This window comes from Streptomyces sp. NPDC028711 (genome assembly GCF_055565415.1).
Genome location: NZ_JBVHUJ010000004.1, coordinates 647,268 through 670,977, shown reverse-complemented (window position 1 = coordinate 670,977; position 23,710 = coordinate 647,268). Strand labels below are relative to the sequence as shown.

Sequence of the window (23,710 nt, the reverse complement as noted above, 5' to 3'; positions counted from 1 at the left end):
TCCGGACAAACTGATCACAGACAGACACCCGCGAAACGGACCGTTAACACACGTACCGGAGAGCGATGGCCGATATGCGGACACCTGGCCTCCGAAATGGAGTTGACGGAACTTGACGAAAAGCCCGGACCCCCACAGGTGTCTGTGGGGGTCCGGGCTCGGTGCTGACGTCATGTCAGCGGAGAGCGGCGAAGATCACAGGTCGATGACCTACCCCGCCGCACTCGGCCGTATGCGACCTTACTCAGCCGTTCTTGGCGCGGGAAGTCGCACGCCCACGCGCGTTCTGGTCCAGGATGACCTTGCGGATGCGCACGGCCTCCGGGGTCACCTCGACGCACTCGTCGTCGCGGCAGAACTCAAGCGACTGCTCCAGGGACAGCTTCCGCGGCGGGACGATCGCCTCGAAGGAGTCGGCGGAGGCGGAGCGCATGTTGGTGAGCTTCTTCTCCTTGGTGATGTTCACGTCCATGTCGTCGGAGCGCGAGTTCTCGCCGACGATCATGCCCTCGTACACCTCGGTGCCGGGGTCGGTGAACAGGACACCGCGCTCCTGGAGGTTCGTCATCGCGAAGGCGGTGACGGCGCCCGCGCGGTCGGCGACCAGCGAACCGTTGTTACGGGTCGTCAGCGTGCCGAACCACGGCTCGTGGCCCTCGTGGATCGAGTGGGCGATGCCCGTACCGCGGGTGTTGGTGAGGAACTCCGTACGGAAGCCGATGAGGCCACGGGACGGAACGACGAACTCCATGCGGACCCAGCCGGAGCCGTGGTTCGACATGTTGTCCATGCGGCCCTTGCGGACGCCCATGAGCTGCGTGACCGCGCCCATGTGCTCCTCGGGCACGTCGACCGTGAGGCGCTCGACGGGCTCGTGCACCTTGCCGTCGACCATCTTCGTGACGACCTGCGGCTTGCCGATGGTGAGCTCGAAGCCCTCGCGGCGCATCTGCTCGACCAGGATGGCGAGCGCGAGCTCACCACGGCCCTGGACCTCCCAGGCGTCCGGGCGCTCGGTGTCGAGCACGCGGAGCGAGACGTTACCGATGAGCTCGCGGTCCAGACGGTCCTTGACCTGGCGGGCGGTGACCTTGCGCTGCTTGACCGCGGACTTGGCGTCCGCGCCCTTGCCCGTGCCACCGCGGCCGACGAGCGGCGAGGTGTTGGTGCCGATGGTCATGGAGATCGCCGGCTGGTCGACCGTGATCAGCGGCAGCGCGATCGGGTTCTCCGGGTCGGCCAGGGTCTCGCCGATCATGATGTCGGGGATACCGGCGACGGCGCAGATGTCACCGGGGCCCGCGACCTCGGCCGGCTTGCGGGTGAGCGCCTCGGTCATCATCAGCTCGGTGATGCGGACGTTGGAGATCGTGCCGTCACGCTTGATCCACGCGACCGTCTGGCCCTTGCGCAGCTCGCCCTGCTCGACGCGGAGCAGCGCGATACGGCCGAGGAAGTTGTCGGCGTCCAGGTTGGTGACGTGGGCCTGGAGCGGGGCCTCCTCGTCGTACACCGGGGCCGGGACGTGCTCCAGGATGGTGGAGAAGAACGGCTCCAGGTTGTCGCTGTCGGCCGGCACGGTGCCGTCGGCCGGCTTGGTCAGCGAGGCGACGCCGTCACGGCCGCAGGCGTAGACGATCGGGAACTCGATCTGGTCCTCGTCGGCGTCCAGGTCGAGGAAGAGGTCGTAGGTCTCGTTGACGACCTCGTCGATCCGGGAGTCCGGGCGGTCCGTCTTGTTGATGCAGAGGATGACGGGCAGGCGCTGCTGGAGCGCCTTGCGCAGCACGAAGCGGGTCTGCGGGAGCGGACCCTCCGAGGCGTCCACGAGGAGGACGACCGCGTCCACCATCGAGAGACCACGCTCGACCTCGCCACCGAAGTCGGCGTGACCGGGGGTGTCGATGATGTTGATCGTGATCGGGGCCCCGCCGTCCTTGGGGTGATACTTCACCGCCGTGTTCTTGGCGAGGATCGTGATGCCCTTCTCACGCTCCAGGTCGTTCGAGTCCATCATGCGGTCGTCGAGCTGCTGGTGGGCGGCGAAGGCACCGGCCTGCTTGAGCATGGCGTCGACGATGGTCGTCTTGCCATGGTCGACGTGGGCGACGATGGCGACGTTACGGATGTCGTGGCGCGTGGGCATGGGTGCTTGCGCTTCTCTCGGATCGTGGGATGCGGCGTCAGTTCCTCGTACGCCCGCCGGGCGGACGCGCCACGGCTATGTCCTATGGTACGGGGCTGCCGCGCAAGGGGCTTCCCCGCCCGGATCCGAGAGGGTCTACTGGGGGGTTCACCGTCGCGCCCGGGGTGCGGCGCGACGGAGGTACGACAGAGGTACGACGGCGGTGCACGGGCGGGGCTACTGCGGAGTGACAGTGGACGGGCCGGGTCAAGCGGCCGACGCGATCCTGCCCGCCGGGATCACCGGCGGGCAAGGAACTTGAGCTGCTTCTGAGGTTGTGACCTGCGGTTTCAGAGCTTTCAGCGGTTTCGTTCCGCACCCTTGGCGGATGCGGCCTTCTTGTAGCCGATGTCCTGGTAGCGCGGACCGGCCAGACCCCAGGCCCCGGCGTTCACCAGATCGGCCTTGGCGGCGACGAGCTGCGGCCGCTGGTAGAGGGGGATGGAGCCGGCGGCGGCCCAGATGCGGGCGTCGGCCTGGCGCACCAGCTCGCGGGCCTCCTCCTCGTCGAGCGTCCCCGCCGCCTGATCGAACAGTTGATCGATACGATCGGTGCCGACCCGCGAGTAGTTCTGCTCGACCAGGAGCGAGCCGTCGGAGGCCGGCTCGGGCTTGGCGAAGATCGGCCGGGCGTCGGTCGCCGGGAAGGCGGAGGCCGGCCAGGAGTACAGGGCCAGGTCGTAGTCGCCCGAGGCCACGTGGTCCTTGAAGAAGCTGTCGTCGGAGACCTTGGTGACCTCGGTACGGATGCCGACCGCGTCGAGCATCCGGACGATCCGGTCGCCGACCGCGCGCAGCGACTCGGAGCCGGGGCCGGACGGCAGCACGAAGCGGAGGCTGAGCGCCTTGCCGTCCTTGCCGAGGGCGCGGCTGGTCTCGGGGACGGCGGCGGGGGCGGCGGTGCCGCGTGGGGCGTAGGCCCCGGCGACGCCCTTGTCGGTCCTGACGACGGGGTGACCGGCGCGGGCGCCGGAGCCCGTACCGGTGTCGAGGGCCTCGGCCCGCGCGAGGAGCGCGGCGCTCTGGCGTGCGGCGGCGGGGGCGGGGGCGAGGACGTGGGTGCCGGTCTCGGGGGCGGGGGCGGCGACGACGGGGGCAGTGCGGCGGTCGGCCGGCTTGTCGTCGCGGGTGGTCCCGGCCGGCTTGTCGTCGCCGGTGGTCTCGCCCGGCTTGTCGTCGCCGACGATGTAGAGGCCTTCGTCGGAGGCGGTGTCGCTGCCCTTCTCGTCCGCCGCCTTCTTCTCCGCCGCCTTCTTGTCGGCTGCCTTCTCGGAGGAGGTCTTCTCGCCGGCCTTCTCCCCCTCCTCCTTCTTCTCTCCGGCCTTCTTCTCGGCCTCGCTGCCCGCCTTCGCCGGCTTCTTCGCCGCGCCGCCCGGGACCCAGCCCGCGTCGGCGAGGAGGGCCCGCGCCTCCTCGGTGTCCTGGTCGCCGAGCGCGTCGCTGCTGTCGGCGTACGCCGCCTGCCCGGCGAGGGCCAGGTGGCTGCCGGGAGGATGCGCCGGGAGGCCGAGCGGCTTGAGGACGGATTCCGCGAGCTCCTGGCGGTTGATGGCCCGCGCCACCGCACGACGTACCCGCTCGTCGGCGAGCGGTCCGGACTCGCCGTTCAGGGAGAGCTGGGTGTAGGCGGGCTCCAGGGACTTGCGGACCACGTACTTCGCCAGGTGGTCCTGCGCGCTCGCGTACCGGGCGATCGCCTCCTGGTTCTTCTGGCGGGCGGCCCGGACCTCCTCCGCCTTCTCCTCGTCGGACCCATGGGCGAGCGCCCAGGACTCCAGGGCCTTGGAGGGGGTGATCGAGGAGCCGGGGCCGTGGGCGAGGGCGGCCTGGGCGCCGTTGCGCCCGGCGCGGGTGTCGCGGAGCGCGAGGGCGATCCGCTCTGCGGTGGACCGGTCGATCTCGGCCAGGTCGAGGGTGCCGGCGGCGAGCGCGTCCGCGCGGTCGGCGCGGGGGACGGCCTTGAGGACGATGCTGTCGAGCTTGGCGGGCTGTCCCCACCAGCGGGGGTTGCGGGCGAGGGTGACGTCGCCGCTCTTGCGGTCGGTCGCCTTGAGCAGGAACGGTCCTGCAGTGGCCTTGAGGGTGGTGCGGGCTCCGTCGTTGAAGGAGTTCGGGGAGCCCATCACCTCCTTCGGGTACAGCGGGGTGAAGAGGGACTGCCAGTCGGCGTAGGGCTTGGAGAAGGTGACCCGTACCTCCAGGTCGCTCTTGCCCCGCTCGATCTTCTCGATCCGCTCGTAGCCGGAGTTGCGGGCGGTCCAGTACGCGGTGTCGCGGCCGCTCAGCGCCCGCCACTGGGCCACGAAGTCGGGCGCCCCGATCTCGCGGCCGTCGCTCCACACCGCCTGCTGGTTGAGCTTGTAGAGGACGACCTGCTTGGGCTCGGTCTCGGCGACCTGCGCGGACTCCAGGTAGTCCGGGTTCAACCGCGGTCTGCCCCGCTCGTCGAGGGTGTAGAGCGAGGGGAGCACGGCCCCCGCGATCCGGGAGGTGGTGCCGTCGGCGTCGGCCTGGAAGGTGTTGAAGGTGGTGGGCAGCGCGTCGACGGCCCAGCGCAGGGTGCCTCCGTCGGCGACCTGCTCACGCGCCGCGGGCGCGTTGTCCTGGGCCGCGGCCGGGGCCCCGTCGTCCTCGTCGCCGGAGCTGCATCCGGCGAGGACGGTGACGGCGAGGACGGCGCTGGTCAGGGTGGCGACGGAGCGGAGCGTGCGGGAGCGGGGGCTCCTGGAGCATGTCCTCCCGCGAGGGGCGCCGATCTGGGACATGACTTGTACCCCTTCGTCCAGATTCATTCCATTTGGAGATGATCACACCTATTGCTCATACACTGAAAAGGACGGAGCAGATCCGGCCATGGCGACACGGCGGCGCGTCCGGAAAACGCCACTCGTGCGGCCCAACCCCCCGAAGGCCGGGCGCTCCGGACGAGTGGAATCCCGTGCACATGGCTTCCCAAGCGGGATGTGACGCGCGACACTCCTGCCGAAGCCGCTCGCGGAAGTGAGGGCGAACCATGTCCGTTCAGGACGATCTGGCGGCCGTCAAGCGCTGCCTCGAAGACCTGGTCCGCACGGTCGGACAGCTGGAGCGTTCCGTCACGGCGGAGCGGGGCGCACCCCCGGCCCCGGCCTCCGGACGCGCCGAGAGCCTGGTGACCATCCCCGACACGCCGTACGACAGCGGACTGTGGACGGACACGGACGACGAGGGACTGGGAGCACGCGACCGCCACGCGCCGTAGGACCCACCGGCGACCGACCGTAGGAGGACCTGTTGGCCACAGGTACGGAACCCCCCGGCGCGGCGACGGGGGTTCGCTTCCCCGGCCGCGCCGCCATCACCGCCCGCCATCTGCGCACCGACCGGTGGTGGCTCTCCCCCGCCGCCACCGCCGCCGGACTCCTCGCCTTCGTCGTGTACTCGACCTGGCGGGCCTTCGCCGGCGCCGACTACTACGCCGCCCCCTACGTCTCGCCGTTCTACTCGCCCTGTCTGGCGGAGAACTGCGTCCCCATGAAGGGCGGACCGAACTGGGAGATCTTCGGCAGCTGGTGGGGACTCTCGCCCGCCCTGCTGATCCTGGTCTTCCCGCTGGGCTTCCGGCTGACCTGCTACTACTACCGGAAGGCCTACTACCGGGGCTTCTGGGCCTCTCCCCCGGCCTGCGCGGTGGCCGAACCCCACCGCGCGTACACCGGCGAGACCCGCTTCCCGCTCCTCCTGCAGAACCTCCACCGGTACTTCTTCTACGCGGCGCTCCCGGTGGCCGGAATCCTCACGTACGACACCGTGCTCACCTTCCGGAACGCCGACTACGCCTGGGGGCACGCCGGGCTCGGGACCCTGCTCTTCCTCGTCAACATCGCCCTGATCTGGGCGTACACCCTCTCCTGCCACTCCTGCCGGCACATCGTCGGCGGCCGGCTGCGGCACTTCTCGAAGCATCCCGTCCGCTACCGGCTGTGGACCTGGACCGGCCGGCTCAACGCCCGCCACATGCTCCTCGCCTGGGCCTCCCTGATCAGCGTCGCCCTCTGCGACCTGTACGTGTACCTGCTCGCCACCGGCACCTTCGACGACCCGAGGTTCTTCTGAGATGACGCACGTCGAGCGAGAGCAGTGGGACGTGGTCGTGGTCGGCGCGGGCGGCGCCGGGCTGCGGGCCGCGATCGAGGCACGCCGTGCGGGCGCCCGTACGGCCGTCATCTGCAAATCCCTCTTCGGCAAGGCGCACACCGTGATGGCCGAGGGCGGCATCGCCGCCTCCATGGCCAACGTCCACCCGCAGGACGACTGGAAGACCCACTTCCGCGACACCATGCGCGGCGGGAAGTTCCTCAACCAGTGGCGGATGGCCGAGCTGCACGCCCAGGAGGCCCCCGAACGCGTCTGGGAGCTGGAGGCCTGGGGCGCGCTCTTCGACCGCACACCGGACGGGCGCATCTCGCAGCGCAACTTCGGCGGCCACGAGTACCCGAGGCTCGCGCACGTCGGCGACAGGACCGGCCTCGAACTGCTCCGCACCCTCCAGCAGAAGACCGTGGGACTCCAGCAGGAGGACCACCGCGAGACCGGCGACCACGAGGCGCGCCTGAAGGTCTTCCAGGAGTTCACGGTGACCCGCATCCTGAAGGACGGTGACGGGCGGGTCGCCGGGGTCTTCTGTTACGAGCGGGAGAGCGGGCGCTTCCTCGTCCTGGAGGCCCCCTCGGTCGTCCTCGCCACCGGCGGCATCGGCAAGTCCTTCAAGGTGACGTCGAACTCCTGGGAGTACACGGGCGACGGGCACGCCCTCGCCCTGCTCGCCGGGGCGCCCCTGGTGAACATGGAGTTCGTGCAGTTCCACCCGACCGGCATGGTCTGGCCGCCGTCGGTGAAGGGCATCCTCGTCACCGAGTCGGTGCGCGGCGACGGCGGCGTCCTGCGGAACTCCGACGGCCGGCGCTTCATGTTCGACTACGTCCCCGACGTCTTCAAGGAGAAGTACGCCGAGACGGAGGAGGAGGGCGACCGCTGGTACGAGGATCCCGACCACAACCGGCGCCCGCCCGAGCTGCTGCCGCGCGACGAGGTGGCCCGGGCCATCAACGCCGAGGTGAAGGCCGGGCGCGGCTCCCCGCACGGCGGGGTGTTCCTCGACGTGTCGACCCGGATGCCGGCCGAGGTGATCCGCCGGCGGCTGCCCTCGATGTACCACCAGTTCAAGGAGCTGGCCGATGTCGACATCACGGCGGAGGCCATGGAGGTCGGGCCGACCTGTCACTACGTGATGGGCGGGGTGGCCGTCGAATCGGAGACGGCGGCGACGGTGGGCGTGCCGGGGCTCTTCGCCGCCGGTGAGGTCGCGGGCGGGATGCACGGCTCCAACCGGCTCGGCGGCAACTCCCTCTCCGACCTGCTGGTCTTCGGACGGCGAGCCGGTCTGTACGCGGCGCAGTACGCGCTCTCGAAGGCCGGCGGCCCTGTCGCGGCGGCGGACGTGGAGGCCGCTGCGGCGGAGGCGCTGGCTCCGTTCGGCGGCCCGGCGTCGGGCCCCGGGGAGAACCCGTACACGCTCCACCAGGAACTCCAGCAGACGATGAACGACCTCGTCGGGATCATCCGGCGGGAGGGCGAGATGGCCGAGGCCCTGGAGCGGATCGCCGCCCTGCGGGCGCGGGTCCGGCGGATCGCCGTCGAGGGCCATCGGCAGTTCAACCCCGGCTGGCACCTGGCCCTGGACCTGCGGAACATGCTGCTCGTCGGCGAGTGCGTGGCCCGCGCCGCCCTGGAACGCACCGAGTCGCGGGGCGGGCACACCCGCGAGGACTACCCGGGGATGGACCGCGCCTGGCGGCCGGTGAACCTGCTGTGCCGGGCGAACGGCGACGGGACCGGCGGTGTCGACGGGGCCGGTGGCGACGGCGGTACGGGTGGCGACGACAGGGCTGGTGGCGTCGGCGGGATCACGCTCGAACGGACCCGTACAGAGCCCGTACGGCCCGATCTGCTCGCGCTGTTCGAGCCGGAGGAGCTGGCCAAGTACCTCGCCGACGACGAGCTGGAAGGGGAGCTGGGCGCATGAGTACGTACGACGCGCGGTTCCGGGTGTGGCGGGGGGACGCCGACGGCGGTGCCCTGACCGACTACACCGTGGAGGTGAACGACGGGGAGGTCGTCCTCGACGTCGTGCACCGTCTGCAGGCCACCCAGACGCCGGATCTCGCCGTGCGCTGGAACTGCAAGGCCGGCAAGTGCGGTTCGTGCTCGGCCGAGATCAACGGCAGACCGCGGCTGCTGTGCATGACGCGGATGTCGGTGTTCGACCGGGACGAGGTGATCACCGTGACCCCGATGCGCGCGTTCCCGGTCATCCGCGACCTGGTCACGGACGTGTCCTTCAACTACGCGAAGGCCCGGGAGATCCCGGCCTTCGTGCCGCCGACGGGTCTCGGTCCCGGCGAGTACCGGATGCGGCAGGAGGACGTGGAACGCTCGCAGGAGTTCAGGAAGTGCATCGAGTGCTTCCTGTGCCAGGACACCTGCCATGTGGTGCGCGACCACGAGGAGAACAAGGAGGCCTTCGCCGGGCCCCGCTTCCTCATGCGGATCGCGGAGCTCGACATGCATCCGCTGGACGCGGCGGACGAGGCCGGCGTCGACCGGCGGCGGACGGCGCAGGAGGACCACGGCCTCGGCTACTGCAACATCACCAAGTGCTGCACGGAGGTGTGCCCGGAGTCCATCCGCATCACCGACAACGCCCTGATCCCGCTGAAGGAGCGGGTCGTGGACCGGAAGTACGACCCGCTCGTGTGGCTCGGCAAGACGATCAGGCGGCGGAAGGCGTAACACCCGCCCCGCCCGTCCCCGCGCTCCAGCGGCCGAGGACCGGTTCGGCCAGGGTCCGGGCGGGGCGGCACAGGGTCTGGCCGTGCCGGGCGAACAGCTCGTCGCGCGAGGAGAAGCGGCCGAGGTCCGTACGGAGGTGGGCGGACAGGTCGCAGGGGGCGGCGCCGGCGCAGGCGGCCGGGGCGTCCCAGTCGACGGTGGTCCGGGCCACGGCCTCGAAGAGGGTCTCGGAGCCGGAGTTGGTGAATCCGCTCGGGGCAGGGGCCGTGGCCGCGCCTCCTCGTCCCGCGAACAGCTCCGCGATCGGCACCCAGGTGTCGTCGAGCAGGAACTCGGGCCAGGCGAGCAGCACCTCCTCGGGCACGAACGGCCGCACCTTCGGGAAGCGCGGGTACCAGAACGCGCCGTCGACGAGCAGGCCCCGCACCCGGGTCGGCACGCCGAGCGACCGGGCCACCGCCTCGAGGACCGCCATGCGCTGGCTGCACGATCCACGGCCGAGCCGCAGCGTCCGCGACACCCGGCGCAGGTCCTCGACGGAGTAGACCGGCCGCACGGTGGCGGCGATGATCCCGTGGGCGGTCCGGAGCCGGGCACGGTCCGACTCCGCGCCCCGCTCCTCGGCCTCGCGCCGCACCCGCTCGACGAGCGCGGTGACCCGGGGGTGCGCCAGGTCCAGGATCGGTGTGGGCCGGGTGGATCCCGGGGTCTCCGCCACGGGGGCCGGGACCCCGCCGACGGTCCGGAAGGGCATCAAGAGACGGCTGGTCATGGCGTACTCCCCCTGTGCGCGGCGGCTGGATCCGCACCGATCGCACCATCCTCCTCCGCCCGCCTCCCACCCCGCGCGCGGGGTCCCCGTCAGTGCCAGCCGGCGCGGTAGGCCGCCCAGTCGCCCTCCTTCGCGGCGAAGTCGACGTACAGCGCGACGCCGAATCTCTCGCGGTTGGGGTCGGTGCGTCCGAGGCCGAGTCTGGTGCCCCGGACGGCCGCCTCGACGGTCTCCGCGTTGTCGTGGTGGCCGAGGTCGTCCTCGTGGAAGAAGGGGAGTCCCATGAGCAGGTCGGTGGACTCGGGGGTCACTTCGAGGGCGAGGCTCGTCTGCTGGGCGACGTACCCGCCGTAGAGGCTCTCCAGGGGCATCCAGGTGTCGTACGACATGACGGCGATCTGGTCGACCCGTCGGGCGACCTCTCCGAAGAACTCCTGTGACCACCACTTCTCGCTGCCGCTGATCGCGCTGTTCACCGAGTGCAGCCCCGGCAGCGGGTCGATCTGGTGGGCGGCGACCGAGAGCGGGGCCTTCCGCGCCCGGGTCAGCTCCCCGAGGTCGTCGAGGAGGGAGAGGTAGTGCGCGTCGTCGGAGAGCAACGGCTCCAGGTCGAAGTGGACGCCGTCGAAGCCGGTGTCCAGGATCTCCCGGGCCGAGGTGACCACGGCGGCCCGGGACTCGGCCTTCTCCAGGTGCAGCCCTTCGGGCCCCTCGGTGGCGAGGATGTCGCCGAGCCAGGCCTGCACCCGTATCCCGGGCATCGTGCGGTGCACGGCGTCGATGAGCCACTTCGCGCGGGGATACCGGGCGGCGGGCAGCGTGCCGTCGTGCTCCAGCGGGCCGGCGTGGACGTACAGGTCGCGTATGCCCGTGCCCTTGATCCGCTCGGCGAACGCGGCGAGGTCGGCGTCCTTCTTCCGCCCGTCGACCCAGGCGTGCCCGAGCCAGATGGCGTCCTTGCCCCGGGTCTTCGCGTCCGCCCTGAGGTCGCCCGCGTAGTTGACGCGCAGGGCCAGCGCGCTGAACAGCGGGGGCACCACCAGAACCAGGGCCAGGACGAGCGCGAACCAGCGCCCCCTTCGCCACATACTCCTCAGCCGTCCACTCACCCGAGCCCCCCAGAGCCGTCGTGCCGTCGGTATCACCGCTTCACACCGTAGCGGTGACTACCGACAGTGACGCAGGGCTGTGCAGAATGGTTTCCGTCCGGCCCCGGTCCGCTCGCGGAGCGACATACACGGACATAGCCTCCCTTCTGTGACACGAATAGCCACCCGAACCCTTCTCGCGGTACTGGTGGCGGCGTGGTGGCTCCTCGTGCCCGCCGTTCACGGTGCCCACGCCGACGACCCCGCCGTCCTGTCCCGGGACAGTCAGATCACCGACCGGGTGGGCGCCCTGGGTGACCGCCGGAGCGCCGTGGCCCAGGCCCTCGACCGGCTCTACGACCAGCGGCGGATCCAGCTCTTCGTCGTCTACGTACGGGACTTCTCCGGCCGCTCGGGCCAGACCTGGGCCGACGCCACGGCGGAGCGCAACGGCCTCGGCCTCGACGACGTCCTGCTCGCCGTCGCCACCCACGACCGCCAGTACGGCTACTCGGCCGACCCGGGCTCCCGGTTCACCCAGGCCCAGCTCGACGAGGTGGCCCGGACGGCGATCGAACCGGCGCTGCGGCAGAACGACTGGGCGGGCGCCGCGATCGGCGCCGCCGACGGATACACCGCCGTCCTCGCCGGACAGCCCGTCCCCGTCCCGACGCTCACCCCCGGGCCCGCCGACCCGGGCGGCGCCGCCGAGGACGGCATCTCGGGGAGCGACCTGCTCCTGCCGGTCGCCCTCGTCGGCGGCGCCGGGGCCGTCGGCGCGTACGCGTACCTCAAACGGCGCCGGCGGACCGAGACGCGCACCACGCCGCAGGGCGGGCAGGCCTGGGGCGCCCCGAAGGAGCCCTCGCCGCCGTCCCTCGACGCGCTCGACGGACAGGCCCGCCGGACGCTCGTCGACACGGACGACGCCGTCCGCACCAGCCAGGAGGAACTCGGTTTTGCTTCCGCCCAGTTCGGGGAGGAGGCGGTGCGCCCCTTCACCGAGGCGGTCGCCTTCGCCAAGGAGCAGCTGACGGCCTCGTTCCGGCTGCGACAGAAGCTCGACGACGCCTTCCCCGAGGACGACTCGGCCCGCCGGACCATGCTGGGCGAGATCCTGCGCCGCTGCGCGGAGGCGAACGCGCGCCTCGACGCCGAGAGCGAGGACTTCGACCGGCTCCGGGCCCTCGAGCGGACCGCGCCCCAGGCCCTGGACTCCGTCGAGGCCGCGTTCAGGGAACAGACCGGAAGGACGGGCACGGCCGAGGCGGCGCTCACCGCGATGCGCGAGCGGTACGCAGAGACGGCCACGGCGCCCGTCGCGGGCCATGCCGAACAGGCCAAGGACCGGCTCGTGTTCGCCACGGCCCACGTCAACCAGGCCCGCCAGCAGATCGACGCCGGGGACAACGGCGGGGCCGCCGTCCACATCCGGGCCGCCGAGGGCGCCGTGGACCAGGCGGCCCGGCTGATCGAGGCCGTGGACCGGCGGGCCCAGGAGCTCGCCGAGGCGGTCGGCAGGCTGCCGGGCGCGCTGTCGGAGACGGACGCGGACCTCGCCGACGCCGAGGGCCTGCTGAAGGGGACCACCGAGGGGGTGTCCACGGCGGACCTCCAGGGCCGGATCGCCCGCGCCCGGTCGGTGGTCGCGGAGGTGCGGCGCCTCGTGGACGCCGGGCGGTACGACCCGATCGACGCCCTGCGCAGGGTCGAGGAGGCCGACGCGGCGCTCGACGAAGCGCTGGAGGGCGCACGGGAGCGCGAGTCGGGTACGCGGCGCGCCCGCGCGCTCCTCGATCAGGCGATGCTGACGGCCCGCTCGGCGATCGGAGCGGCCTCGGACTACGTCACCACCCACCGGGGCGCGGTGGGCAGCGAGGCCCGCACCCGCCTGGCCGAGGCCCAGCGCCGCTGGGAGAAGGCGCGTGCGCTCTCCGACGCCGGCGACCCGGGGACCGCCCTCGTGGAGGCCCAGCAGGCGGACGCCCTGGCCCGGCGCGCCCAGGACCTCGCCGAGCAGGACGTACGGACCTATGGGAACCCGAACGGCCTGGGCGGTGTAACAGGAGTGGGAGGAAGCGGTGGCGGCGGGCTCGGCGGTGCGGTGCTCGGCGGCATCATCCTCGGCGGACTGTTCGGCGGTGGAAGGGGAGGCGGACATGGGGGGTTCGGTGGAGGTTCGGGCGGGGGGTTCGGGGGCGGAGGCTTCGGCGGCGGTCCTGGCAGCTTCGGCGGCAGCGGCACGCGCGGCCGGCTGGGCGGCGGCGGCCGCTTCTGAGGGCGGCGCGAGCCGTGTCCTGCCCGTTCCTGTCCCTTTCGAGGAATTGTCCGTACCGCGCAAGGAGAAGAGCGATGAGCAAGCAGACCATTCTCGGCCGGGTCACCCAGCTGGCGAAGGCCAACATCAACGCCCTGCTGGACCAGGCGGAGGATCCGCAGAAGATGCTGGACCAGCTGATCCGCGACTACTCGAACAACATCGCGGAGGCGGAGGAGGCGGTGGCCGCGACCATCGGCAACCTCCGGCTGATGGAGCAGGACCACCAGGAGGACCTGGAGGCGGCGAAGGAGTGGGGCGGCAAGGCGCTGGCCGCCAGCCGGAAGGGCGACGAGCTGCGGAGCGGCGGGCAGACGGCGGAGGCGGACCGCTTCGACAACCTGGCGAAGGTGGCGCTGGGCCGCCAGCTCCAGTCGGAGAAGGAGGCGAGGACGGCGGAGCCGACGATCTCCGCGCAGACCGAGGTGGTGGCGAAGCTCAGGACGGGCCTGGACCAGATGAAGGCGAAGCTCGGCGAGTTGCAGGCGAAGCGGGACGAGCTGGTGGCCCGTGCCACGTCGGCGCGGGCGCAGAACCGCATGATGGACGCCGTGAAGAACATCGACGTGCTCGACCCGACGAGCGAGCTGAGCCGCTTCGAGGACAAGGTGCGCCGGGAGGAGGCGCGGGCGATGGGCAAGCAGGAGCTCGCCGCCTCCTCCCTGGACGCCCAGTTCGAGCAGCTGGACGCGCTGGGCGACAGCGCCGAGATCGAGGCCCGGCTGGCCGCGCTCAAGGGCTGATCGGCAGGTGCCTCCGGCGGGCGTCCGGTTGGGCCCGGCGCCGGTCAGAACATGCTGAGGAGCTGTTCCACCGTCGGTTCGGCCGCCCCCTCGCCGTCCGGCAGGGCAAGTTCGAACCAGACGGTCTTGCCGCGCGGGGTGCGCCGCGAGCCCCAGGAGGAGCTGAGCAGGCCGACCAGCTGAAGGCCCCGGCCGCCCTCGTCGGTGTCCTTGGCCCGGCGGCGCCGGGGCTGCACGAGACCGGCGTCCCAGACCTCGCAGACGAGGGTCCGGTCGCGGAGCAGCCGCAGCCGGATCTCCCCCTCGCCGTAGCGGAGCGCGTTGGTGACGAGCTCGCTGACGAGGAGTTCGACGGTGTCGATGAGCGGTTCGAGGTCCCAGGCCTTGAGCTGCGCGCGGGCGAGTTCCCGTGCCCGGCCGACCGAGCGGGGTTCCCGTGGCAGCCGCCAGTCGCCGACGGCCTCGGCGGGCAGTCCCTGGATCCTGGCCATGAGGAGGGCGATGTCGTCCTCGCCGTGCCCGGTCTCCAGGCTGTTGAGGACCCGGTCGCAGACGTCCTCCAGGGGGCGGGCCGGGTCGGTGAGGGCGCGCCTGAAGGCACTCAGGCCCTCGTCGAGGGGGTGGTCGCGGGACTCGACGAGCCCGTCGGTGTAGAGGGCGAGGAGGGAGCCTTCCGGAAGTTCGACCTCGACCTCCTCGAAGGGTTCGCCGCCGACCCCGAGCGGCATCCCGGGGGGTACGTCGAGCAGCAGGGCTTCCTCGCCCGGTTCGACGAGCACCGGCGGGAGGTGCCCGGCGTTGGCGAAGGTGCAGCGGCGGGTGACCGGGTCGTAGACGGCGTAGACGCAGGTGGCGAGGTAGACCTCGGAGAGTTCCGGGCCGCGGGACTTGTGGCCGCGGGACTGCTGGGCGCCGATGGGGGCGCCGAGGCCGCGGGCGATCTCGTCGAGGTGGGAGAGCACTTCGGCGGGCTCGAGGTCGAGCTGGGCGAGGGTGCGGACGGCGGTGCGCAGTTCGCCCATGGCGACGGCGGCGCGCAGGCCGCGGCCCATGACGTCCCCGATGACGAGGGCCGTCCGGTGGCCGGGGAGTTCGATGACGTCGAACCAGTCGCCGCCGACCTCGGTGGCGGCGGTGCCGGGGAGGTAGCGGCAGGCGATGTCGAGTCCGGCCGCCTCGGGGTCGCCGGGCGGGAGCAGGCTGCGCTGGAGGATCAGGGCCCGCTCGTGCTCGCGGCGGTAGAGGCGCGCGTTGTCGATGCAGACGGCGGCGCGGGCGGCGAGTTCGACGGCGAGGGCCCGGTCGCGTTCCCCGAAGGATTCGCTGCCCTTGGTGCGGGAGAACTGGACGAGGCCGACGACGATGTCGTGGGCGACCATCGGGACGACGAGGGTGGACTGGACGAGGTCGCCGTCGGCGCCCGGTACGGTCCGGAGACGGCCGGTGCGCAGGGCGCCCGCGCACGGCGAGTTGAAGGGGTAGCGGTGGACGGCCCCGAGCTCGATCTCTTCGGGTCCGCAACAGCCGCTGCCCGGTCCGGGTCCCGCTTCGGTTCTGAGGGGGGTGTCGGAGACGGCGCTGGCGACGGCGACCCTGCGGAGTTCGGCGCTGCCGGCGCCGTAGCCGATGTCGTGGGAGCTCCCCCACCGGCCGGGCGGTGCCTCGTCGCCGGTCAGGAGGCCCTGGTAGAGGTCGACGGAGGCCAGGTCGCAGAAGCCGGGGACGGCGACGTCGAGCAGTTCCCTCGCGGTGACCTCCAGGTCCAGGGAGTTGCCGATGCGCGCGCCGGCCTCGTTGAGCAGGGCCAGGTTGCGGCGGGCGCTGGCCGCTTCCCTGGCCGCGTTGTGGCGGCGGGTGACGTCGATGCCGAGGCCCGCGACGCCGATGGGGCGGCCGGAGCCGCTGTGCACCCGGTAGAGGTTGATGGACCAGTGGCGGCGGTCCCTGGCGCCGGGCGCGGCGCCGACGATCTCGAAGTCGGTGACGGACTCGCCGGTCTCCAGGACGCTGCGGAGTGCGGCGGTCATCCGGTCGGCCTCGGACCGGTTGAGGTAGTCGTGGACGGTGCGGCCGCGGTGGTCGTCGGCGGAGCCGCCGAAGACGGTGGCGAAGCGCCGGTTGGCCCGCTTCACCGTGAGGTCCGTGCCGAAGAGGAGGAATCCGAAGGGAGATTGGCCGAATATCGCCTGGGAGGCGGCGAGGTCGGTCTCGATGCGGCGCAGGGCGCGGACGTCGACGACGATGCAGAGCGCGGCGCGTTCCCCGGACTGGGTCTCGCTCGGCATGACGTACATCTCGGCGATGCCGTGGGCCTTGTCCTCGCCGGGCATCCGGAAGGGGACGAGGCCTGTCCACTCCTTGCCGTCGAGGATCTCCCTGACCCGCCGGTGACCACGCTCGCGCAGGTCGGCTGGCATGAAGGCCTCGACCGGGTCCTTGCCCCTGGCCTCTTCGGCGGTGACTCCGAAGAGGTCCACGGCCCGGCGGCTCCACTGCTCGACCAGACCGTCGGGCCCGATCGAGAAGGAGGCCACCCGGATGTAGTCATAGAGGGAGCCGGGCGGGCTGCTCTGCCACACGACGCCGCCACTCGTCGTCTCAGGTATCTCGCTCACGCGACCGTCCCCTCCAGCTCACCGCACCGGACCGGCCATGCCCGCAGTATTCAATACGGCAGGCCCCGGCGGCACGACGTTCACGATCACAGGGTGGTCTCGTTCGCCTCGCGCCGAGTACCGGTGATCGTTGTCCCACCCTGTTTACTCACCAGGCAGAGCCAGCTCGAACCATACGGTTTTGCCGGTCCTCCCTTTACGGGTTCCCCAGCGGCGGGCGGAACAGGCCACGAGACCGAGGCCTCGGCCCCCTTCGTCCTCGGGTCCGGGGGCCCGCTCGGTGGGCGGATCCGGAAGCGGATCGGAAACCTCCACGAGCAGGGCGGGTGGCTGGGCCGGATCGGTGCCGTCGGAGCGGGGGCGGACGAGGCGGACCCCGATCGGGCCGGAGGCGTACCGCAGGGAGTTGGTCACCAGCTCGCTGACCAGCAGGACCGTCACATCGCCGAGGGCCGTGTCGAGCTCCCAGGCCCGCAGGGTCTCGCGCACGGCGTGGCGGGCCGTGCGCACGGCGTTGGCCTCCGCCGGGAAGTTCCACTCGGCGCGGTCGCCGTCGGTGTCGATCACACCCGATCACTTCCCCAGCCGTGCGTCAGCAGGAAGGCCCACGTCCTCTTCCAGCGGGTCAATCGGGACATACCCGAAATTCAGGGCGGAATATCGCGCTGGGCGCAGCAGCGGGCGCACGGTGGCACGAACGGCGTAGGGACTCAGCCGCGCGCTCCCGCTTCGGGCGCCGCCGGGAGTCTCAGGGCGGCCTCGGCGACGGCGGGACGGTCCTGGTCGAGCCAGTCGACCGAGTCCAGTTCGGGGAGGGAGAGCCAGCGCAGCGCGTCATGGTCCTGCAGCGGGCGCGGTTCGCCGGAGAGCAGCCGGGCGGTCCACACCCGGAGGACGTATCCGGGCTTCAGCGGCCACTCGCCAGGGATGCGCTCACCGGGCTCGATCTCGACGCCGAGTTCCTCGCGCAGCTCGCGGACCAGGGCCTCTTCGGGGCTCTCGCCCGGTTCGAGTTTGCCGCCGGGCAGTTCCCAGCGGCCGGCGAGCTCGGCGGGGGCGCTGCGGCGCGCGGCCAGCAGACGCCCCTCGCCGTACAGGGCGCCCGCGACGACGACCACAGGGGGCGCGGCGGGGTCGGTGGTGCGTTCCGTCATGGGCGCGAGCGTAGCCCGGCCCTGCCGGAGCCCGCCGCGCTCAGAGGGCGGGGGCGCCTCCGCTCAGAGGGCGGGGCTGCCGATGCGCTCGACCCAGTAGAGCTGCCGGTGGCCGCGGTCGTCGAGACTGTCCGCGATCCTCTGCGCTTCGTCCTTGGTCGCGTACCGCCCCACCCGGTAGCGGTTGCCGTTGTCGTCCTGCCGAATGACGAGCCAGGCGAGGTCGGGGCCGCTGTCGGTCATCAGGCTTCTCCCTCCGCCGGTCCGGGCGCCGCAAAGGATCTCCGGGAAACCGCAATCCGCATATGCCGGAGCTTACGCCTGACCTTCACACAGCGGATACGGAATTGCACAAAGAGATACGGATCGGCCGGGAACCGACGGAGGGCGGCCGAAGCGCACACCCTGAGAGGGAGCCGCCCCTCCGGACGGAGTGGGCGACCACCCCCTGGGCCAACCCCCTCACCGCCGGAGGCTCACCGCACCGGCAGGTGGTACGACAGGCGGTAGCGGTCGGCGGGGACCACGACGTCCGCCGTCTCGACGGCCCTCCCCGAGGCGTAGTACGTCCGCTCCACGGCCATCACCACATGGCCCGGCACCCCGCCGAGCGCCAGGAGTTCCTCGGCGAGGCCCGGCCGGGCCCCGACCTCCTCCACCACGTTGTCCACGACCACATCGATGGCCGCCATCCGCTCGACGACTCCGCAGCCGCCCAGCGGGCCCTCCTCGGGCAGCATGACCGGCGTCCGGCCGGTGACGGCGAGCGGCTCCCAGGAGGTGGCGACCATCATCGGCTCACCCCCGTCCCGGTACACGTACCGCGTGCGCATCACCCGCTCCCCCGGCTCGATCCCGAGGCGCTCCGCCACCTCGGCGCTCGCCGGCTCCTGCTCGCTCCCCGACTCCCAGGTGCCACGCGCCCCTTCGGCCGCCTGCTCCTGCCGGAAGGGGCTGGCTCCCGATGCCGGGCGATAGCCGGAGCGGGCGATCCGGCGCGGCACCGGCCGCTCCCGCACATAGGTGCCCGAGCCGGAGCGCCCCTCCACGAGCCCCTCGGCCATGAGTACCTTGCGGGCCTCCAGCGCGACGGTGTCCGACACCCCGTACTCCTCGCGGATGCGTGCCTGCGAGGGGAGGCGGGTATGCGGCGGAAGCGAGCCGTTGGCGATCTTCTCCCGCAGATCGCTCGCCACGCGCAGATAGGCGGGCTGCTCACCGAACGTCACTGGACACTCCCCTCAGGTTGACTGTCAGCTACAGCGTGACAACCGAGGGTCGCGGTCCGCAAGCATGGGCCAAAGTTTCACTCGAAGTGATGACGACCAGGCGGCAAACCTTGCTACCCACGGTCACCCCGAGTAGATGACGTCGAACCCCTTGACCCGCATTGGTCCAGACCAATACGTTCCTGCCTGCACGCCCCGCACGCCTGCACGCTCCCCCTCGCACGCGCCATCCCGCCTCGCACAGGAACGAGCCCATGCGTCCCAGAGCCATGACCAAGCTGACCTTCGCCGCGGCCGCCGCGGCCGCTCTCGGCCTCCTCGCCACCCTGACCCCCACCGCCGGCGCCCACCAGCCCCCCGGACACCACACCTCCGGGCACAGGCCAGAGCCGAAGCGCGTCGGCTACTTCACCCAATGGGGCATCTACGGAAGGAACTTCCAGGTCAAGGACCTGGAGACGAGCGGCACCGCCGCCAAGCTCAGTCACGTCAACTACGCCTTCGGCGTGATCGGTCCGGACGGCAGGTGCCTCATGGGCAACGCCCCCGGCTCCGACCCCTGGGCCGACTACGTACGCCCCCTCGACGCCGCCACCTCGGTGGACGGCGTCGGCGACTCCGCCGACCAGCGACTGGCCGGAAACTTCAACGAGCTGCGGGAACTCAAGGCGAAGAACCCCGGCCTCAAGGTCATGATCTCGCTGGGCGGCTGGAGCGGCTCCGCGCACTTCTCCGACGCGGTGCGCACCGACGCCGGCCGCAAGACCCTCGTCGCCTCCTGCATCGACACGTACATCAAGGGCGACCTGCCCGTCGACGGCGCACGCGGCGGCGGCGGGGCCGCCGCCGGGGTCTTCGACGGCATCGACCTCGACTGGGAGTGGCCGGGCTCGGACGGCGCCCCCGGGAACGTCGTCCGCCCGGAGGACAAGCCCAACTTCACCAAGCTCGTCAGGGAGTTCCGCACCCAGCTCGACGCCTACGGCCGCTCTCTGCCGAAGCGCGAGCACTACGAGCTCAGCGCCTACGTGCCCACCGCCCCCGCCAAGATCGACGCGGGCTTCGAAGTCGCCAGGATCATGCGGGACTTCGACTTCGTGAACCTCCAGGGCTACGACTTCCACGTCTCCGGCGAACAGACGACCGCCCAGCAGTCCGCGCTCTTCGCCAAGGACGACTTCAGCGTCGACCAGACCGTCAAGGCCTGGCTGCGGCGCGGCGCCCCCGCCCACAAGCTCGTGGTGGGCATGCCGTTCTACGGCCAGGGCTGGACCGGCGTGACCGGCGGCGGCGACGGCCTCGGGCAGCCGGCGGCCGGCCCCGCCCCCGCGACCTGGGCGGCCGGCTCGGAGGACTACAAGCACCTGAAGAAGCTGGCCGCATCGGGGACGTACGAGCTGCACCGGGGACACCGGAACGGCCATGCCTGGCTCTTCGACGGCACTACCCTCTGGACCTACGACGACCCGACCGTGCTGCGCACCAAGGCGTCCTATGTCCGGCAGCACGGACTCGGCGGCGCGATGGTCTGGTCCCTCGACGGCGACACCCCGGACGGTGAGCTGATCACCGCCATCGACCGGGGTCTGACCCGGCGCTGACACCACCGCCCCGGCCGCCCGCGCGGCGGCCGGGCCCCCTGAACCGCGGACCGGACCCGCCGCTCGCGGTGCGCGGCCGGGAGCGGCGGTCGGTCACGGGCCGCCGCTCCCCCGCCCACCGCACCGGTCCGCACGCGGCGGGGCCGGGCCTCCCTACGGAGACCCGGCCCCGTTCCCGTACACCGTCGGATGCGACAGCGGCTCAGGCCGAGGTGCCCTCGTCCTCCGGCGGAGTGCCCGTCAGGCCGAGCTGGGTCCGTGCCTCCGCGCTGTCGGGCAGGGCGTCCCAGGCCCTGTCGTACGCCTCCCAGTAGGCGTCCGCGTCGGCCGCCGTCGCCAGCTTGCGCCACTCCTTCGAGGCCGCGCCGAGCTCTTTGTGGACCGCCTCGACCGGAGCCTTGGGGAGGCCGGACCAGGAGTGGTCGCCGAGGTCCGCGCGCGCCGTGTCGATCGCCGCGAGCATCTCCACCGACCACGCCTTGTTGGCGGCGAAGTCCTCGTCCGGGTCCTCGTCCGGCTCGCGGTACATGACGGTCTCGATCGGGTTGACGGACCTCAGGAAGTGCTCCTGGTCGAGGGTGAGGGTGGACGCGTCGGAGCGCACCGAGCCCTTGAAAGGCTTCTTCTCCGTGGCGTACGCGCAGGTCACCGTACGGTCGCCGAGGCGCCAGCTCTGGCTGCTCGGCAGGTAGTAGTAGACCCAGACGTCCTGCGGAACGGCCCAGGTGTCCATCGCGTACGCGCCGTTGACCGTCTCGCAGCGCGTCCGGGCGATCTCGTCGATCGCGTCCTCGCCGGGCCACTTGTCGATGCCGGTGACCTCGAAGTTCCCGGTGACCTCGCCGTCGTGCGGGCGGTCGCAGTCGACGATCGTGACCTCCTCCGTGTACTCCTCCAGCTTGCCGGCGTCGCTGAAGCACTGCCCCGTCCGCAGCGAGAACGGCGACTTCGAGCGGGACGCCTCGTCCACACCCTCCTTGAAGCCGCTCCAGGCCGAGCTGAAGCCCCCGGTGACGAGGCCGAGCACGAGCAGCAGACAGCTGACGGCGGAGAGCACGATGCCGGTGACCGCGAGTCCCTTGCCCGCCTGGTCCTTCTTCCTGATCTGCGGGAGGGCGACGAGTCCGAGGATCAGGCCGAGGGGCGGGAGGCAGCAGACGACGCCGGAGACGAGCGAGGCGACGGCGAGCCCGTTGGTGGTACGCCGGGGCAGGCCGTACGGGCCGGCGCCCGGAGCACCCGGACCGCCTGGGGCTCCGACGTAGGGTCCGGCCGTGTACGGCATCCCTGGGGAGGTGTACGGCCCCGGGGCGGGCCATCCCCCCTGCTGCGGGCCCCCCTGAGGCGCGGGGGGCGGCGGGGTCGGCTGGGTCGGCTCCACGGGTACGGTGCTCCTGTTTGGGGCGGGCGACGCGAACTGATGATCGGTCGCGCATCGTACGTGGAGGGGTGCGGGGGCCGGGCACGCGGGGCCGACGGGCGGAAGGGACGGCCGCCCGCAGGCGACCGCCCCTCACTGTGTTCCGTCGGTTTCAGAGCTCAGGGCTCAGAGCTCCGAGCGCCTCAGACCTTCCGAGCGCCTCAGAACTGCAGGGCCCAGGAGTCGATCTTGCCCGTGTCGACGGACGCGTTGTCCGTGACCCGCAGCTTCCACGTGCCGTTGGCGACCTCGGAGGAGGCGTTCACGGTGTACGTGGTGTTGATGTTGTCCGCGCTGCCACCGGTACCGAAGCCCTTCAGGGTGTACGCCGAGCCGTCGGGGGCGATCAGCTGGACCTGGAGGTCACCGATGTAGGTGTGGACGATGTTCACCGGGACCTGGAGGGCCGAGGGGGCGTTGCCGGTGACGCCGCTGACGGTCACCGGGGACTCGACGGTGGCGTTGTCGGCGATCGCGTAGTCGGCGGTGTTCTCGAACCTCTTGCCGGGCGGCGGGGTGGTGCCACCGTCGCCGACGTACAGCAGACGGTTCGGGGAGCCGGTGCCCGGGCTGGTCACCACGTTCGGCGTGGCGGCGTTCACCAGCGCGGTGCTCACCTGGGCCGGGGTGGCCGTCGGGTTGTTGCCGAGGTACAGCGCGGCCGCGCCGGCGACGTGCGGGGCCGCCATCGACGTGCCGGAGATCGTGTTGGTGGCGGTGTCGCCGGTGTTCCACGCCGAGGTGATGGAGGAGCCGGGGGCGAAGAGGTCCAGGACGGTGCCGTAGTTGGAGAAGCTGGAGCGGGCGTCGGTGTTGGTCGTGGAGCCGACCGTGATCGCCTCGGTCACACGGGCCGGGGAGTAGTTCGACGCGTTGGCGTTGCTGTTGCCGGCGGCGATGGCGTACGTGACGCCGGACGCGATCGAGTTGCGGACGGCGGTGTCGAGGGTGGAGTCCGCGCCTCCGCCGAGGCTCATGTTGGCGACGGCCGGCTTGACGGCGTTGCGGGTCACCCAGTCGATGCCCGCGACGACGCCGGCGGTGGTGCCGGAGCCGTTGTTGTCGAGGACGCGGACGCCGACGATCTTGGCCTTCTTGGCGACGCCGTAGGCGTTGCCCGCGACGGTGCCGGCGACGTGGGTGCCGTGGCCGTTGCCGTCCTGGGCGACGTTGTCGTTGTCGACGGCGTCGAAGCCGTTGAAGGCGCGGCCGCCGAAGTCGCTGTGGGAGATCCGCACACCGGTGTCGATGATGTACGCCGTGACGCCCGTACCGGCGGTGTCCGGGTAGGTGTAGCTCTGGTTCAGCGGGAGGCCCCGCTGGTCGATCCGGTCCAGGCCCCAGGACGGCGGGGAGGGCTGGGTGCCGTTGATCTTGAAGACGCGGTTCTGCGCGACGGACTTCACCGCGGGGTCGGCGGCGAGCTTCTTGGCCTGCGCCTCGGAGAGCTCGACGTTGTAGCCGTTGAGCGCCGAGGTGTACGTCTTCTTGATCTTGGCACCGTACTCGGCGGCGACCGCGCGGCCCTCCGCGGTCTCGGCCTGCGCCGACTCCTCGAGGGTGACGATGTAGCTGCCGGCGATCGCGCCTTCGGCTCCGGCGTTCTCGATGACACCTTCCGGGGCCGCCGGTGAGGCGACGGCCGGGAGGGTGGAGAGGGAGCCGAGGGCGAGGGCGGCGACGGCTATGGCCGCTGCGGTGGCGACTCGGCGGCGTGAGTCACGCATCACTGACATGTGAGGGGTCCTCCTCATT

Annotated in this window: 18 protein-coding genes; 7 read left to right on the top strand and 11 right to left on the bottom strand. The window is 71.7% G+C overall.

The genetic code is table 11. From position 1 onward, the window contains the following. Positions 1 to 244: 244 nt before the first annotated feature. Together typA and ACZ4VK_RS17645 are read right to left on the bottom strand one after the other, a co-directional pair. On the bottom strand, positions 245 to 2,146 hold the full coding sequence (gene typA, locus ACZ4VK_RS17650; RefSeq protein WP_468353166.1) for a translational GTPase TypA: 1,902 nt from the start codon (positions 2,144 to 2,146) through the stop codon (positions 245 to 247). 338 nt (positions 2,147 to 2,484) lie between these two features. Continuing rightward, positions 2,485 to 4,950: an ABC transporter family substrate-binding protein gene (locus ACZ4VK_RS17645; RefSeq protein ID WP_468353164.1), complete on the bottom strand. Its 2,466-nt coding sequence runs from the start codon at positions 4,948 to 4,950 to the stop codon at positions 2,485 to 2,487. A 248-nt stretch (positions 4,951 to 5,198) separates the two neighbouring features. Here ACZ4VK_RS17645 and ACZ4VK_RS17640 point away from each other — a divergent pair, with 248 nt between their 5' ends. From ACZ4VK_RS17640 to ACZ4VK_RS17625, 4 genes are read left to right on the top strand one after another with little or no spacing between them, the layout of a single operon-like run. Continuing rightward, positions 5,199 to 5,426, top strand: a complete 228-nt coding sequence (locus tag ACZ4VK_RS17640; RefSeq protein WP_468353162.1) for a hypothetical protein — start codon at positions 5,199 to 5,201, stop codon at positions 5,424 to 5,426. Positions 5,427 to 5,458: 32 nt separating this feature from the next. Continuing rightward, positions 5,459 to 6,280 carry a hypothetical protein gene (locus ACZ4VK_RS17635; protein ID WP_468353160.1) on the top strand — a complete coding sequence of 274 codons (822 nt, stop codon included), beginning with the start codon at positions 5,459 to 5,461 and terminating at the stop codon, positions 6,278 to 6,280. 1 nt (position 6,281) lies between these two features. Beyond that, complete coding sequence (locus tag ACZ4VK_RS17630) at positions 6,282 to 8,249, top strand: fumarate reductase/succinate dehydrogenase flavoprotein subunit (RefSeq protein WP_468353158.1); 1,968 nt, start codon at positions 6,282 to 6,284, stop codon at positions 8,247 to 8,249. Continuing rightward, on the top strand, positions 8,246 to 9,016 hold the full coding sequence (locus ACZ4VK_RS17625; protein ID WP_468353156.1) for a succinate dehydrogenase/fumarate reductase iron-sulfur subunit: 771 nt from the start codon (positions 8,246 to 8,248) through the stop codon (positions 9,014 to 9,016). Before ACZ4VK_RS17630 ends, ACZ4VK_RS17625 begins: the two co-directional genes overlap by 4 nt. Here ACZ4VK_RS17625 and ACZ4VK_RS17620 read toward each other — a convergent pair. Together ACZ4VK_RS17620 and ACZ4VK_RS17615 are read right to left on the bottom strand one after the other, a co-directional pair. After that, complete coding sequence (locus ACZ4VK_RS17620; RefSeq protein WP_468353154.1) at positions 8,997 to 9,788, bottom strand: transglutaminase domain-containing protein; 792 nt, start codon at positions 9,786 to 9,788, stop codon at positions 8,997 to 8,999. The two genes, ACZ4VK_RS17625 and ACZ4VK_RS17620, sit on opposite strands and share 20 nt — an antisense overlap. Before the next feature lie 89 nt (positions 9,789 to 9,877). After that, complete coding sequence (locus tag ACZ4VK_RS17615) at positions 9,878 to 10,876, bottom strand: glycoside hydrolase family 18 protein (protein ID WP_468353152.1); 999 nt, start codon at positions 10,874 to 10,876, stop codon at positions 9,878 to 9,880. 169 nt (positions 10,877 to 11,045) lie between these two features. Here ACZ4VK_RS17615 and ACZ4VK_RS17610 point away from each other — a divergent pair, with 169 nt between their 5' ends. Then, positions 11,046 to 13,154 carry a TPM domain-containing protein gene (locus tag ACZ4VK_RS17610; protein WP_468353150.1) on the top strand — a complete coding sequence of 703 codons (2,109 nt, stop codon included), beginning with the start codon at positions 11,046 to 11,048 and terminating at the stop codon, positions 13,152 to 13,154. Positions 13,155 to 13,228: 74 nt separating this feature from the next. Further along, positions 13,229 to 13,936: a PspA/IM30 family protein gene (locus ACZ4VK_RS17605; RefSeq protein WP_468353148.1), complete on the top strand. Its 708-nt coding sequence runs from the start codon at positions 13,229 to 13,231 to the stop codon at positions 13,934 to 13,936. Positions 13,937 to 13,980: 44 nt separating this feature from the next. On the opposite strand, the gene ACZ4VK_RS17600 is transcribed toward ACZ4VK_RS17605, so the two are convergent. The 5 genes from ACZ4VK_RS17600 to ACZ4VK_RS17580 form a co-directional block, all read right to left on the bottom strand. Further along, positions 13,981 to 16,551: a SpoIIE family protein phosphatase gene (locus ACZ4VK_RS17600; protein ID WP_468353146.1), complete on the bottom strand. Its 2,571-nt coding sequence runs from the start codon at positions 16,549 to 16,551 to the stop codon at positions 13,981 to 13,983. 144 nt (positions 16,552 to 16,695) lie between these two features. Then, on the bottom strand, positions 16,696 to 17,118 hold the full coding sequence (locus ACZ4VK_RS17595) for an ATP-binding protein (RefSeq protein WP_468353144.1): 423 nt from the start codon (positions 17,116 to 17,118) through the stop codon (positions 16,696 to 16,698). 143 nt (positions 17,119 to 17,261) lie between these two features. Then, a complete protein-coding gene (locus ACZ4VK_RS17590; protein ID WP_468353142.1) occupies positions 17,262 to 17,705 on the bottom strand; it encodes a (deoxy)nucleoside triphosphate pyrophosphohydrolase in 444 nt (147 codons plus the stop codon). Positions 17,706 to 17,768: 63 nt separating this feature from the next. Beyond that, positions 17,769 to 17,948, bottom strand: a complete 180-nt coding sequence (locus ACZ4VK_RS17585) for an SPOR domain-containing protein (protein WP_468353140.1) — start codon at positions 17,946 to 17,948, stop codon at positions 17,769 to 17,771. Positions 17,949 to 18,181: 233 nt separating this feature from the next. Continuing rightward, on the bottom strand, positions 18,182 to 18,934 hold the full coding sequence (locus ACZ4VK_RS17580; protein WP_468353138.1) for a GntR family transcriptional regulator: 753 nt from the start codon (positions 18,932 to 18,934) through the stop codon (positions 18,182 to 18,184). Positions 18,935 to 19,188: 254 nt separating this feature from the next. On the opposite strand from ACZ4VK_RS17580, the gene ACZ4VK_RS17575 reads away from it, so the two are divergent. Further along, positions 19,189 to 20,535, top strand: a complete 1,347-nt coding sequence (locus ACZ4VK_RS17575; RefSeq protein ID WP_468353136.1) for a glycoside hydrolase family 18 protein — start codon at positions 19,189 to 19,191, stop codon at positions 20,533 to 20,535. Positions 20,536 to 20,737: 202 nt separating this feature from the next. On the opposite strand, the gene ACZ4VK_RS17570 is transcribed toward ACZ4VK_RS17575, so the two are convergent. Together ACZ4VK_RS17570 and ACZ4VK_RS17565 are read right to left on the bottom strand one after the other, a co-directional pair. Next, positions 20,738 to 21,820 (bottom strand): DUF4190 domain-containing protein, encoded by a 1,083-nt coding sequence (locus ACZ4VK_RS17570; RefSeq protein WP_468353134.1) that lies wholly within the window; start codon positions 21,818 to 21,820, stop codon positions 20,738 to 20,740. A 296-nt stretch (positions 21,821 to 22,116) separates the two neighbouring features. Continuing rightward, positions 22,117 to 23,691: a S8 family peptidase gene (locus tag ACZ4VK_RS17565; protein ID WP_468353132.1), complete on the bottom strand. Its 1,575-nt coding sequence runs from the start codon at positions 23,689 to 23,691 to the stop codon at positions 22,117 to 22,119. Between the last annotated feature and the right edge of the window lie 19 nt (positions 23,692 to 23,710).

Coding starts and splice junctions, on each gene's coding strand:
- typA (WP_468353166.1), bottom strand. CDS start 2,146: ATGCCCACGCGCCACGACATCCGTAACGTCGCCATCGTCGCCCACGTC.
- ACZ4VK_RS17645 (WP_468353164.1), bottom strand. CDS start 4,950: ATGTCCCAGATCGGCGCCCCTCGCGGGAGGACATGCTCCAGGAGCCCC.
- ACZ4VK_RS17640 (WP_468353162.1), top strand. CDS start 5,199: ATGTCCGTTCAGGACGATCTGGCGGCCGTCAAGCGCTGCCTCGAAGAC.
- ACZ4VK_RS17630 (WP_468353158.1), top strand. CDS start 6,282: ATGACGCACGTCGAGCGAGAGCAGTGGGACGTGGTCGTGGTCGGCGCG.
- ACZ4VK_RS17625 (WP_468353156.1), top strand. CDS start 8,246: ATGAGTACGTACGACGCGCGGTTCCGGGTGTGGCGGGGGGACGCCGAC.
- ACZ4VK_RS17620 (WP_468353154.1), bottom strand. CDS start 9,788: ATGACCAGCCGTCTCTTGATGCCCTTCCGGACCGTCGGCGGGGTCCCG.
- ACZ4VK_RS17615 (WP_468353152.1), bottom strand. CDS start 10,876: ATGTGGCGAAGGGGGCGCTGGTTCGCGCTCGTCCTGGCCCTGGTTCTG.
- ACZ4VK_RS17605 (WP_468353148.1), top strand. CDS start 13,229: ATGAGCAAGCAGACCATTCTCGGCCGGGTCACCCAGCTGGCGAAGGCC.
- ACZ4VK_RS17590 (WP_468353142.1), bottom strand. CDS start 17,705: ATGACGGAACGCACCACCGACCCCGCCGCGCCCCCTGTGGTCGTCGTC.
- ACZ4VK_RS17585 (WP_468353140.1), bottom strand. CDS start 17,948: ATGACCGACAGCGGCCCCGACCTCGCCTGGCTCGTCATTCGGCAGGAC.
- ACZ4VK_RS17575 (WP_468353136.1), top strand. CDS start 19,189: ATGCGTCCCAGAGCCATGACCAAGCTGACCTTCGCCGCGGCCGCCGCG.
- ACZ4VK_RS17570 (WP_468353134.1), bottom strand. CDS start 21,820: ATGCCGTACACGGCCGGACCCTACGTCGGAGCCCCAGGCGGTCCGGGT.
- ACZ4VK_RS17565 (WP_468353132.1), bottom strand. CDS start 23,691: ATGTCAGTGATGCGTGACTCACGCCGCCGAGTCGCCACCGCAGCGGCC.